The following is a 12,213-nucleotide window of genomic DNA, read 5'->3' as shown; positions in this document are numbered from 1 at the left end:
CGTTCATCAGCAGCCTGCCTCTCTTTTTAACAAATCTCTTAATTTGTGGAATAATAAGGAATATATATTGTCATTTCATTTCAAATATGATATTGACAACAGAGTCCTTCCTCCTTAAAATGAAAATGATTATCAGCATCAATTAGGAGGAGCAACCAACTTATGTCGATTTGGAGTAATTTTCCGAAAATTAAAATAAATACAATATTACCTATCCTACTGATCTTCTTACTAGTAGGCTGTTCTCAAGCAAATAATGGAGCAGGTGGAGACAAGGATCATCCTGATATGATCACCATGGCATGGCCAAGAGATATTGGCGAAATGAATCCACACATATACAATCCATCACAATTGTTTGCCCAATCCATGATTTACGAACCATTGGTGAGCTATCAAAAAAATGGAAAGCTTAAACCTGAATTAGCAAAATCATGGGATGTTTCCAAGGATGGCAAGGTGTATACGTTCCATCTTAGAGACAATGTCACGTTCTCAGATGGATCTAAATTTAATGCGAACATTGTGAAAAAGAATTTTGATACGATTTTAAAAAACAAAGAAGTACATAGCTGGTTAGGTGTCATAAAGAAAATTAAAAAGACAGAAGCAGTGGACAAGCAAACGTTTAAACTCACATTAACTGAGCCTTATTATCCAACTGTTCAAGAGTTAGCTGTTGTGCGCCCCGTTCGTTTCCTAGGCGAAGCAGGTTTTCCGAAAAACGGAGATACATCAAAAGGAATCGAAAAACCAGTGGGAACAGGTCCTTGGGTATTAAAGACGTACAAAAAAGATGATTACGCGATTTTTGAACGAAATGACCACTACTGGGGAGAGAAACCAAAGGTCAAAGAAATCAAAGTGAAGGTCATTCCAGATGCCGAAACAAGAGTGATGGCATTTGAAAAAGGCGATGTAGATCTACTTTACGGAGAAGGAACGATTAGCCTTGATGCTTTTAAACAACTAGAGGCGAGCGGCAAGTATGAAACGAAGATGTCAGAGCCTGTAGCCACAAGACAGCTTGTCATGAACACAAAAGTCGATCAGCTGTCAGATGAGAAAGTGCGTCACGCCCTTCAGTATGCGATCAATAAAACATCATTGGTGGAAGGTGTGACCTCTGGCTTAGAGGATGTAGCAGATCACATCTTGCCGACAAACATGCCATATACGTCAGGCATCCGGGTGAAATCTTTCCAATATGATGTGGACAAAGCGAAGGCTTTACTGGATGAAGCAGGCTGGACGCTTCCAAAAGGAAAAACCATACGCGAAAAAGACGGAAAAACGCTTGAGTTTAGTATGATGTATGACTCAGCAGAATCGATTCAAAAAACAATGGCTGAAACACTGCAGGCAGAATGGGCAGCCATTGGGGTTGGCGTCAAACTTGAAGGTGTCGAGCTGGCGACGCAGGTTCAGCGGTTTAAAGCGAACAAATTTGATATGAACTTCTTTAGCAATTACGGAGCGCCGTATGATCCGCATACATTTATGAACGTTGTCTCATCAGATGGTTTTGGATTCAAAGAGGCGATCTCAGCGTATCCGAATAAAGATAAGCTGATCAAAGAAATGACGGAGATTCCATCGACAACTAATGAAAACAAACGCAAAGCACTTTATTCGTCCGTCTTATCATCCTTGCAAGATCAAGGGGCGATTGTGCCAATCTCTTATTTTAAAAAGACAGCTGTTTATCAAAAAGATGTGAAGGACTTTGATTTCCCTGCGAATCGAGATGAACACCCTTTCACAGGCATCAAGCTGAAGTAACAGAAGGAAGGTAAGCAAATGAGCCGCTATATCATCAAACGAATGTTATCTATCATTCCTGTATTTCTACTAGCCACACTGTTCACAACTGGCATGATTCATCTGTCACCAGTTGATCCAGCGGAGGCATATTTAGCAGCGGCTCATATTCAGCCTACTGATGAGGTATTAGCCCAAAAACGAAGTGAATTTGGTTTAGATGAACCTTTTTACATGCAGTACCTTCATACGATTGAAAAAGTCGTCCGTCTTGATTTTGGGCGGTCGTATATGACCAATCAGCCTGTGCTTGATGAGGTGATCTATCGAATACCTGCGACGATTCAATTGGCGTTCACTAGTCTGCTGATCGCAATTTGTGTCAGTATTCCACTGGGCTTTTTCAGCGGGTTGAGAAAAAATGGCGTTGTAGATCATGTGAGCCGGATGATTTCTTTCCTAGGAGCATCTATCCCGACCTTTGTTTTGGGGTATTTGCTCATCTTCTTTTTTTCAGTGAAACTCGATCTTTTACCTGTTGAAGGTGTTGGTACATGGGAACATCTTGTACTGCCGTCCATTACACTGGCTGTGCCGTTAATTGCGATGTATACGAGATTATTGCGAGCGAGTGTGAGTGAGACGCTTCACGAGCCTTTTGTTCAATATGCGAGAATGAGAGGGTTAAAGGAACAATCGATTATGTTCAAACATGTCTTCAGAATGGCGATATCACCGATGCTGACAGGACTTGGCGTGAATCTTGGCAAGCTGCTCACAGGGACTATTATTGTAGAGGCTGTTTTTTCATGGCCTGGATTTGGACGATTTTTTATTGAAGCGATCTTTAACCGGGATCTGCCGGTCATTCAATTTTATGTGTTGATGGCGGCGTGTATCTTTATCTTAAGCAGCTTGATAGTTGATCTCCTTCAGCTGCTCATTGACCCCCGTATTTCTAGAAAGGAAGGCCGCCAGCCATGATGACAAAAGTAAAACATCTTTTCTATCATCAAAAGATGATCTCGATCTGTGTGCTGCTGCTCGGTCTCCTGCTCATTGTGACGATATGTGCACCATGGATCGCTCCGCATGACCCAGCGGCTGTCAATCTTGCAATGAAGCTAAAGGGTTCTTCATGGGGGTATCCTCTAGGCACCGACCAATTGGGAAGATGCAATTTATCTCGTATTCTATATGGTGCTCGTATTTCACTAGGATGTGCGTTGTTAATCTTTGTTTCCTCTCTATCTATCGGTTTAATCGTAGGGCTGATTTCTGGATATAAAGGCGGCTGGATCGATCACGTATTGATGAGATTGTGCGACGGGGTCATGGCATTTCCAAATTTGGTGCTGATCCTCGGATTAGTCGGTATTTTTGGACCAGGGCTTTCTCAAGTGGTGCTGGCTTTGATGCTTGTGCAGTGGGTGTATTACGCCCGCGTCTTTCGAGGGATGGTGCTTAGTTTAAAGGAACAAAACTTTATTGCAGCTGCGAAGATTAGTGGTACTTCCCATTGGAATATCATGAGAAAGCATATGATTCCGAATGTACTGCCGCCACTCGCAGTTGTGGGCACACTTGAAATGGGCTGGGCGATTATGGACATTTCCGCCATGTCTTTTCTAGGCTTAGGGGTTCAGCCCCCTACGCCTGAATGGGGAGCGATGATCCATGAAGGAAAATCTTATATTCAAACAAATCCTCAGCTGATGCTTTATCCGGGTCTTGTGATTATGGCTGTGGTCATTCTATTCAACTTACTGGGAGAAGCCCTTTCAGAGAAATATGGCATCAAACGTCGTGTGTAAAGGAATGAGTCAGATGGAAGAGTCTATTTTAAACATAGAGAACCTGCATGTGCATACGAAAACGCCGCAAGGAACCATTTCTCTCGTTCAGGAAATAGCATTTGAGGTAAAGCACGGTCAAATTGTTGGATTAATTGGTGAGAGCGGATGCGGAAAAACGGTGACAAGTATGTCGATCTTAAACATGCTTGATCGAAAAACAACGGAAGTGACTGGCAGTATCACTCTACAAGGTCGAGAATTGATCGGTTTGAGTGAACAGCATATGCGATCTATTCGTGGCAAAGATCTCTCATATATCATGCAAAATCCAATGAATAGCTTTACGCCTGTATGGACGATTGGACATCAATTGATTGAAACAATCCGCCGGCATACAGCTGTCAGTAAAAGGCAGGCACGGGTCCAGGCAATTAAAGCCTTAGAGAAAATGAACCTGCCGCATCCAGATCAATTACTGAGTAAGTACCCTTTTGAATTAAGCGGGGGGATGCTCCAGCGTGTCATGATTGCTATGGCTGCCTGTATGCATCCGCCTCTGATCATCGCAGATGAACCGACAACCGCATTAGATGTACACAATCAGAAGCTGGTGCTTGAGCACTTGAATCAAATTCGTCATGAATACGGAACGGCGATTTTGCTCATTACCCACGATCTTAGTGTGATTGCGGAAATGGCAGACGAGGTTGTGGTGATGAAACAAGGAAAAATCGTTGAAAAGGCTGAAGTTCTTGAGCTTTTTGAACACCCGAAGCATGATTATACAAAGAAACTTTTAGCAGCTCGTCCATCCATGCCAGCTGTTTGCACGATTTGAGGTGAGAAGACCGTTGCATTTAATAGAAGTGAAAGCAGTGAGTCATTCATATGGCAACCGATCGTTTCTGATGAGGACAAAAGGGAGAGCCCCTGTCCTGAAAAACGTCCATTTGACCATTGAAGAAGGCACTTGTCTTGGGCTATTAGGTCAAAGTGGTGCAGGGAAAAGTACACTCGGCCGCATCATCCTTGGACTAGAGAAGCCGAGTAGCGGACAAGTTCTGTTTGAAGGTCAGGATATCATTCGTGCAGATCAGCGGACACATCAGCATTTCCGCCGACATGTACAAGCGGTATTTCAAGATTCATATTCAGCGGTGAATCCAAGGTGGACAGTGGAACAAATTCTATCTGAGCCGCTTGAAAACTATGAACCAATGAACCGTAAAAAACGTCAGCATATACTCATTCACTGGTTAGAAAGAGTAGGGCTCAGTGAGCAGGATTTGTCCAAGTACCCATACCAATTTAGCGGCGGCCAGCTACAGCGGATCAACATCGCCAGAGCACTGGTGCTTCAGCCAAAGCTCATTGTGCTGGATGAATCAGTCAGTAGCTTAGATATGGTTACGCAGGCAGTCATTTTAGATTTGTTAGTCGAATTAAAGAAAGAGCTGAAGCTTGCATACTTATTTATCACACATGATTTGACAGCGGCCTATCATTTAAGTGATCAATTAGCGATTCTTGATCAGGGTGAACTTGTGGCTCAGTTTCAATCGAAGGATGATTTCTTTATATCAGAGCACGAAGCTGTGCTGAAAATGAAGGAGGCAACGCTCGCCAGCCACCCTTTGTCTCGAACGATTGGCAGGCCGGTTCGTTAACTTTTTCATTCCCTCAATGCCTCTTTTAAGAGAGGCTATTTTTCATGAAAGGCAGGTGGCATCGTGAACCATCGAGCATATTTAGCTTTGGCGATCCCTTTAACCATTTCAACGATGACCACGCCATTACTTGGAGCTGTCGATACAGCAGTTGTTGGCCAGCTTGCCAACCCCGCTTATATAGGAGGCGTCGCAGTCGGCAGTCTCATTTTTAGTACATTGTACTGGCTGTTTGGCTTTTTACGGGTAAGTACATCTGCTTTTGCCGCCCAAGCAAACGGAGCGCAGAACGAGGAGCAGGGTGTTCTTGCTTTTCTAAGGCCTTTTTTGCTGGCTATTATCGTCGGGCTTTGTTTTATTGCTCTTCAATGGCCCATTATTCAATCCGCATTATGGATCATCTCTCCTGCTGCTGATGTGCGCGAATATGCAGCGGACTATTTTCATATTCGGATCTGGGGAGCGCCATTTACCTTGATGAATTACGTCATACTCGGCTGGCTGATGGGGATGGCAAAAATGAAAGAAGCCCTTTCTTTACAAATTTTGATCAATGTCATGAATATGATCTTGGCATTGATCTTAGTACATGCGTTTTCTTTTGCCGTCAAAGGTGTGGCAGCGGCGACATTGATCTCTGAACTCACTGCTTTTGTGTTAGGTGCCTGGATCATCTTGAAGCATACGTCAAACGGTTTTCGGATGCCGTCTCTTCAGCAGGTGATGGACACACGTGCGGTAAAGAAAATGTTTCATGTGAATAAAGACTTGTTTATCCGAACGATCTGTCTGCTTGTTGTGATCAACATGTTTACAGCGAAGGGAGCGTCTTTCGGAACGGAGCAATTGGCGGCGAATGCCATTTTATTTCAAATTCACTACATCATGGCCTATTTGTTCGATGGATTTGCCAATGCATCCAGCATCCTTGTCGGTAGATCAGTAGGTGCGAACGACCGAGCGCTTTATGATAAAACATTAACCCTTTCGAGACAATGGGCAGTTGTGATGGCATGTGTCATTGCGGCAGGTTACTTTTTCTTTAAAGTACCGATTTTGAGCCTGTTTACAAATTTGCCTCAGCTTCTTGATGTGACACTGCAATATGCCGATTGGCTCGTTCTTTATCCGTTCGCTGCTTGTTTTGGCTTGGTGATTTACGGTGTATTCACAGGTGCGACAGAAATTGCTCCTGTCAGGAATTCAATGCTGTTTGCGATGATTTTGTTTGTGGCTGTTCAAGCGGCAGTCATTCCGATATGGCACAATCACGGACTATGGTTTGCCTTTATCATTTATACTGTAGGTCGGTCCGGCTTTTTGATGATGTACAAATCGAAGCTGGATCAAAAGCTTTTCCTGCATGAAAAACACCCTTTGCAATCATGAGAAAGGGTGTTGTTTGTCGTCCATTTATTCGCCTTCTTTTTTCACCTTTTGGTACGCTTCATCGAGATGCTGAATTCGCTTCAAGACAACAGCATTTTTCGTCAATTGGTCCTGCACAAGTGTAGAAACCACCGAACGATAATAAGCGTTCATGGCATGAATCTTGTCTTCATGTTGATTCATGGCAATGTGCTGTTTTAAGTTGTCGATAAAGTATGGAACGGAAAAAAGTTCAGACATGGAAATCACTCCTATTTCGTATATACGGTCCGTCAATCTTCATGTAAAATGATGAGAGGGAGGGGAGACAATGAGCCTTAAACTGCAACAAGAACTAGTATTAAAGCAGGTACTCACGCAAGAACTCAGGCAGGCGATTACGCTGCTGCAATTGAATTGTGCAGAGCTGGGTGAGTATCTTGATCAGTTAGCGCTTGAGAACCCTCTGATTGAGCGGAAAGACACGGACAGCTATCAACCAGTTTATCATAAAAGAACGCAAGATCGAATGACAGAGCCGTATCGTACGCATCAAAAAGAAAGCCTGCAAATGTATTTAAAGAGACAGGCTATTGATTTGAATTTAAGTGAAAAGAATCAAAGGATTTTTCAATTCATGATTGAGTCCATTGATTCCAATGGCTATTTAAATGAACCGGTTGACCAAATGGCCGCTGTGTTACAGGCTTCGGCAGAAGAAGTAGAGGCCGTTCTTCATCAGCTTCAATCATTAGAGCCTGCCGGGATTGGCGCTAGATCATTGCAAGAATGCATCCTGCTCCAGCTTAGACGAAAAAAGGATCGCTGGTATGAAGCAGAGCTGATCATCGAAGGGCATTTCTTTCTGTTCGCAAGGAAGGCTTGGAAGGAAATCGCAGCTAAAACAGGTATGCCGTTGAAAACCCTGCAAGCCATACAAGATGAGGTGTCGCTTCTCGAACCAAGACCAGGCCTTCATTTCTCTTATGAAGAAGAGGATGTGTATATAGAGCCAGATGTGTTGATTACAGCTGCGGGAGGTCACATCACATTCGAGCTGAACCAGCGTGCTTTTCCGGACATTGAAATGAATGAAGGGTATTTCGCCATGATTCAAGATCAAAAGCGGCATGAAGCATACACGTATTTAAAGGAAAAGCAGCAGCAGTACAATTGGCTTGTTCAAGCGCTGAAGCAGAGAAAACAAACGATGACAAATGTCGTTCGTGAGATTATCTTACAACAGACTGATTTTTTCCTGACCGGGAAGCATAAAATGAAACCGCTTACGATGAAGCGGGTTGCAGATAAATTACAAGTACATGAGTCGACAGTGAGTCGAACAGTCAAAGGAAAAATGGTGCAGACCCCTTATGGGTTAATGGAAATGAAACAGTTTTTTCAAGCGAAACTAGAAGGGCATTCGCTTGAAGAAGCATCCAGCTACACAGTGAAGACCCACATTGCAGAGCTGATTCAATCAGAAAATAAGAAAAAACCGTATTCGGATCAGCAAATCATGACGCAGCTTCAGCAAACCTTTGGTATCCGCGTCTCTCGCAGAACCATTGCCAAATATCGTGAACAAATGAACCTTCCGTCTTCCACGCTGCGGAAGCGATATGATTAAAAAGAAGCACATGCCAGAAACAATGGCATGTGCTTCTTTTTTGATGAGTGGAAGAGTGATAGAAGATTTCTTGAGAATTGAAAAAAGGGAAGACGTGTGATCTGAATTTTGGGGTAAAGTATAAGATAGGGCATGAGCCGATGGGGTAGACAACAGTGATGAGGTGAGACCAATTGAAATATAAACAAATCAAAACGAAAAAAATATATGAAGAAATTGCGGATGCATTAATCGAATCCATTCGGACGGGGGAGCTTCTTCCGGGCGAAAAATTAGACTCGGTTCAAGCACTTTCTGAAAACTTTCAAGTCAGCCGTTCCGCTGTGAGAGAGGCGCTGTCCGCTCTGAAAGCGATCGGATTAATAGAGATGAAGCAAGGAGAAGGCACATATGTGAAGCAGTTCGATCCTGAGCAGCTCACATTTTGTTTATCTCCTGCTTTTTTGATGAAGCAGCAGGATATCGCGCAGCTTCTTGAAGTGAGATCAATCATTGAATCAGGTGCTGTCAAAAAGGCAGCATTGCTGCGGACAGACGATGACCTCCATCGACTGCGTGATGCACTTGAACAAATGAAGCGTGCAGAAGCGTATAAAGAAATTGGTGAGGAGGCAGACCTCACATTTCATCTTGCCATCGCCAAAGCCTCAAAGAATCATTTACTAGAGGCTTTAATGAATCAGGTCTCAACCTTGTTAATGGAAACGATGCGAGAAACAAGAAAAGTCGTGTTATTCTCAAGAAAAGCGTCCATACATCAGCTTTACAAGGACCATGAACGAATTTATCAAGCTATCATGGACAAACAGCCAGAAGAAGCAGAGCGGGCGATGCTCACACATTTGGAAAAAGTAGAACAACTTCTTGGTGATGTGCTGCAAGAACAGGAAGGAAAGCCAGATATACAATAAGCTGTGCCGAAAAGCGGCACAGCTCAGCGTGTAGACAAACCCTCGCATTCTTTGTCAGTCCTGCGCTTCGGTGCTCACGAATGTTAAATTCGCTCCGCGCCGATGCTCGTCCTTCCTAGACTGCAAAGGTTTTCTATCACGCTGAAAAGAAGACAAAGGGCTAAAATAAAGGTCATTTTAGCCCTTTGTCAACAATCTAAGCTGTGCCGCATAAGGGCACAGCTCTATTATTGAAGAGAAATATGCAGCTTTTTCATTCGATATTGCAGACTTTGCCTGCTCATGCCCAATATCTTTGCAGTCTGTGAAATATTGTCGTCCATTTTATTTAAGTAATGGACGATGTATTGTTTTTCAAATCGTTCCATTTGGGTTTGGAAGTCAGTTGTATGATCTGAGCTCGTGTAGACAAACGTATCAGCTGCAGCTGCTAGATTAAGCGGACTCATCTGCATGTGTTCACTAGGACGTCCTTCTCCTTGCTTGAATCGGAAATGGTAAGGAAGGTGATGCATGCTTAAGTATGTTTCGTCCATCATCATATTCATCCCAGCTTCAATCACATGCTCCAGTTCTCTTACATTGCCCGGCCAATGATACGTTTGGAACAGGGCAAGTACCTCTTCATCAGCCGCCTTCACATTCATTTGAAACAGTTCATTATATTTTTGAATAAAATGCATGACAAATGTGGGGATGTCTTCTTTTCGCTCAGAGAGTGGCGGGATAAACAAGGTGACAATGCCAAGCCGGTAAAATAAATCCTTTCGCATCCGTCCACCTGCGATCGCATCTACAGGGTCCTCATTCATATTAGCAATCACTCTCACATCAATGGCGATTTCCTTTGTACTGCCTAACCTTCTTACACGTTTCTCTTGCAAGACGCGCAATAGTTTTGCTTGAAGAGCTGGGTGTAATGAGTTGATCTCATCTAAAAGCAGTGTACCTCCTTGTGCTTGTTCGAATAGACCGGGCTGATCTGTTGCCCCTGTAAAAGCCCCTTTTTGTGTTCCAAAAAGCAGACTTTCAATCAGGTTATCAGGCAGTGCTGCACAATTCTGCGTAATAAATGGTCCAGATGAACGGCTGCTGCCATTATGAATGCTTTGTGCAAATAGCTCTTTCCCCGTCCCTGTCTCACCAACAATCAGCACATAAGAAGAGGTACGTGTGGCTCGTTTCGCATGTTCAATCACTTCTAAAAAGGCAGGACTTTCCCCAATGATTGAATCAAATGTAAAGCGTGTGTTTCCTTTTTTCTTCATATTGTGATGAATGAGCCGTTCCAGTTTCGTGACATCATTCGAAATTTCAACTGCCCCTTGAATCAAACCGTCTCGTACGAGCGGGTATGTATGGTTAATCGTTGTGATTTCTTTACCATTGTAGTTGTGATACGTCTGCTTTGCATGAACCGTCTGTTTCCCGGTTCGCAGCGCTTGGACAAGTGTACTGTGCATCTCATCCTGAAACACAAAGAGGTCTAATACATTTTTATAAAGGACATCAGAACGTTTTAAAGATTCGATCTCCATCATTTTTTTGTTATAAACAATGGTATTGCCATTTTCGTCAATGGCGTGAACCCCAACATCAATTAAATCGAGCATTTGTTTATATAGATCAATCTCATTTTCGAGCTTTGCGGTATGCTGATCTTTTTTCACTTGCGCCACCTCCAGACATTACCTCTATTTTACATGAAAAATTTTGCGGTTTCCTCTAAAAAAATTTGCATATGCAAAATATTTTTGCGCTAAAGATGAGCACAATCCTAGGCACAGAGCGATCACTAAGTTGGCATGATCCTTGCATAACATAAGAGTGAAGATGAACCCAATCAAAAGAGGCAAGCTTACAGAAGGAGGAATACACGATGACACAGACAAAAGCATTGATTCATCAAACAGAACAATACGGTGCGGCGAATTATCATCCGTTGCCAATTGTGATTTCAGAGGCTGAGGGAGTGTGGGTGACTGATCCTGAGGGCAACCGCTACATGGATATGCTCAGTGCATATTCTGCAGTCAACCAAGGTCATCGCCATCCGCGCATTATTGAAGCGCTTAAAACACAAGCTGACCGCGTGACACTTACATCAAGGGCCTTCCATAATGATCAGCTTGGTCCATGGTATGAGAAGATCTGCAAATTAACAAATAAAGAGATGGCATTGCCGATGAATACGGGTGCCGAGGCTGTGGAAACGGCGATAAAGGCAGCGAGACGATGGGGCTATGATGTCAAGGGAATCGAAGAGAATCGAGCAGAAATCATTGCATGTACCGGGAATTTTCATGGTCGTACAATGACGGCTGTGTCACTTTCTTCGGAAGCAGAATATCAAAGAGGTTTCGGTCCGATGCTCCCAGGCATAAAGCTCATCCCTTATGGAGATATTGAGGCGTTACGCGAAGCAATCACTCCGCAAACAGCAGCTTTTCTCTTTGAACCGATTCAAGGAGAAGCGGGCATTGTCATGCCGCCTGAGGGCTTTATAAAAGAGGCAAAAGCGATCTGTGAGAAGGAACATGTGTTATTGATCGCAGATGAAATTCAAGTGGGATTAGCGCGGACCGGCAAGATGTTTGCATGCGACTGGGAAGACATTGAGCCGGATATGCTGATTCTTGGTAAAGCACTTGGCGGTGGGGTATTCCCGATCTCGTGTGTTGTCGCAAACCGTGATATTTTAGGTGTGTTTAATCCAGGGTCTCATGGCTCTACCTTCGGCGGGAATCCTCTTGCATGCGCAGTATCACTTGCTGCATTAGATGTTTTAATCGACGAGAGGCTTGCCGAGCGCTCATTGGAGCTTGGGCAATATTTCAAAGACAAACTATCACGCATTCAAAGTCCTGTGATTAAGGAAGTACGCGGGCGTGGACTATTTATTGGGATGGAACTGACTGAGGCAGCTAGACCTTATTGTGAGAAGCTCAAGCAAGCCGGGCTGTTATGCAAAGAAACCCATGAGACAGTGATTCGATTTGCACCGCCGCTTACCATTTCAAAAGAAGACTTGGATTGGGCAATTGCTCATATCCAAGCGTTATTTCAAGCATAAATGATCA

Annotated in this window: 11 protein-coding genes; 9 read left to right on the top strand and 2 right to left on the bottom strand. The window is 43.6% G+C overall.

Annotated features, from left to right (window positions below):
• Positions 1–162 precede the first annotated feature (162 nt).
• The 6 genes from nikA to V7L95_RS03710 all read left to right on the top strand — a co-directional run bounded on the left by nikA (position 163) and on the right by V7L95_RS03710 (position 6,613).
• Positions 163–1,782, top strand: coding sequence for a nickel ABC transporter substrate-binding protein (gene nikA, locus V7L95_RS03735; RefSeq protein WP_048002931.1), 1,620 nt, complete (start codon positions 163–165; stop codon positions 1,780–1,782).
• Between the two features lie 18 nt (positions 1,783–1,800).
• Positions 1,801–2,745 carry a nickel ABC transporter permease subunit NikB gene (nikB, locus tag V7L95_RS03730; RefSeq protein ID WP_035389444.1) on the top strand — a complete coding sequence of 315 codons (945 nt, stop codon included), beginning with the start codon at positions 1,801–1,803 and terminating at the stop codon, positions 2,743–2,745.
• The gene (gene nikC / locus V7L95_RS03725) at positions 2,742–3,575 is read left to right on the top strand and encodes a nickel ABC transporter permease subunit NikC (protein ID WP_340968043.1); all 834 of its coding nucleotides are present in this window, start codon (positions 2,742–2,744) and stop codon (positions 3,573–3,575) included. Before nikB ends, nikC begins: the two co-directional genes overlap by 4 nt.
• Before the next feature lie 13 nt (positions 3,576–3,588).
• Positions 3,589–4,395: a nickel import ATP-binding protein NikD gene (gene nikD, locus V7L95_RS03720; protein ID WP_008347731.1), complete on the top strand. Its 807-nt coding sequence runs from the start codon at positions 3,589–3,591 to the stop codon at positions 4,393–4,395.
• 13 nt (positions 4,396–4,408) lie between these two features.
• A complete protein-coding gene (locus V7L95_RS03715; protein ID WP_008347729.1) occupies positions 4,409–5,224 on the top strand; it encodes a dipeptide/oligopeptide/nickel ABC transporter ATP-binding protein in 816 nt (271 codons plus the stop codon).
• A 63-nt stretch (positions 5,225–5,287) separates the two neighbouring features.
• Positions 5,288–6,613 carry an MATE family efflux transporter gene (locus tag V7L95_RS03710; protein ID WP_171465782.1) on the top strand — a complete coding sequence of 442 codons (1,326 nt, stop codon included), beginning with the start codon at positions 5,288–5,290 and terminating at the stop codon, positions 6,611–6,613.
• A 24-nt stretch (positions 6,614–6,637) separates the two neighbouring features.
• On the opposite strand, the gene yvfG is transcribed toward V7L95_RS03710, so the two are convergent.
• The gene (yvfG, locus tag V7L95_RS03705; protein ID WP_008347725.1) at positions 6,638–6,853 is read right to left on the bottom strand and encodes a protein YvfG; all 216 of its coding nucleotides are present in this window, start codon (positions 6,851–6,853) and stop codon (positions 6,638–6,640) included.
• A gap of 70 nt (positions 6,854–6,923) precedes the next feature.
• Between yvfG and rpoN the strand changes: the two genes are divergently transcribed.
• Positions 6,924–8,222 (top strand): RNA polymerase factor sigma-54, encoded by a 1,299-nt coding sequence (rpoN, locus tag V7L95_RS03700; RefSeq protein ID WP_048002935.1) that lies wholly within the window; start codon positions 6,924–6,926, stop codon positions 8,220–8,222.
• 173 nt (positions 8,223–8,395) lie between these two features.
• Positions 8,396–9,133 (top strand): FadR/GntR family transcriptional regulator, encoded by a 738-nt coding sequence (locus V7L95_RS03695; RefSeq protein WP_181891327.1) that lies wholly within the window; start codon positions 8,396–8,398, stop codon positions 9,131–9,133.
• 227 nt (positions 9,134–9,360) lie between these two features.
• Here the strand turns inward: V7L95_RS03695 and V7L95_RS03690 are convergent, their stop codons facing one another.
• Positions 9,361–10,803, bottom strand: a complete 1,443-nt coding sequence (locus V7L95_RS03690) for a sigma 54-interacting transcriptional regulator (RefSeq protein ID WP_035389431.1) — start codon at positions 10,801–10,803, stop codon at positions 9,361–9,363.
• Between the two features lie 209 nt (positions 10,804–11,012).
• Here V7L95_RS03690 and V7L95_RS03685 point away from each other — a divergent pair, with 209 nt between their 5' ends.
• Positions 11,013–12,206 carry an ornithine--oxo-acid transaminase gene (locus V7L95_RS03685; protein ID WP_138826454.1) on the top strand — a complete coding sequence of 398 codons (1,194 nt, stop codon included), beginning with the start codon at positions 11,013–11,015 and terminating at the stop codon, positions 12,204–12,206.
• The last annotated feature ends 7 nt before the right edge of the window (positions 12,207–12,213 follow it).

The organism is Bacillus sp. PPSBB_11 (genome assembly GCF_038023285.1).
Taxonomy (GTDB): domain Bacteria; phylum Bacillota; class Bacilli; order Bacillales; family Bacillaceae; genus Bacillus; species Bacillus altitudinis.
The sequence above is the reverse complement of the archived record's forward strand: the minus strand, read 5'-3'. Positions and strand labels throughout refer to the sequence as shown.

Coding starts and splice junctions, on each gene's coding strand:
- nikA (WP_048002931.1), top strand. CDS start 163: ATGTCGATTTGGAGTAATTTTCCGAAAATTAAAATAAATACAATATTA.
- nikD (WP_008347731.1), top strand. CDS start 3,589: ATGGAAGAGTCTATTTTAAACATAGAGAACCTGCATGTGCATACGAAA.
- rpoN (WP_048002935.1), top strand. CDS start 6,924: ATGAGCCTTAAACTGCAACAAGAACTAGTATTAAAGCAGGTACTCACG.
- nikB (WP_035389444.1), top strand. CDS start 1,801: ATGAGCCGCTATATCATCAAACGAATGTTATCTATCATTCCTGTATTT.
- yvfG (WP_008347725.1), bottom strand. CDS start 6,853: ATGTCTGAACTTTTTTCCGTTCCATACTTTATCGACAACTTAAAACAG.
- nikC (WP_340968043.1), top strand. CDS start 2,742: ATGATGACAAAAGTAAAACATCTTTTCTATCATCAAAAGATGATCTCG.
- V7L95_RS03685 (WP_138826454.1), top strand. CDS start 11,013: ATGACACAGACAAAAGCATTGATTCATCAAACAGAACAATACGGTGCG.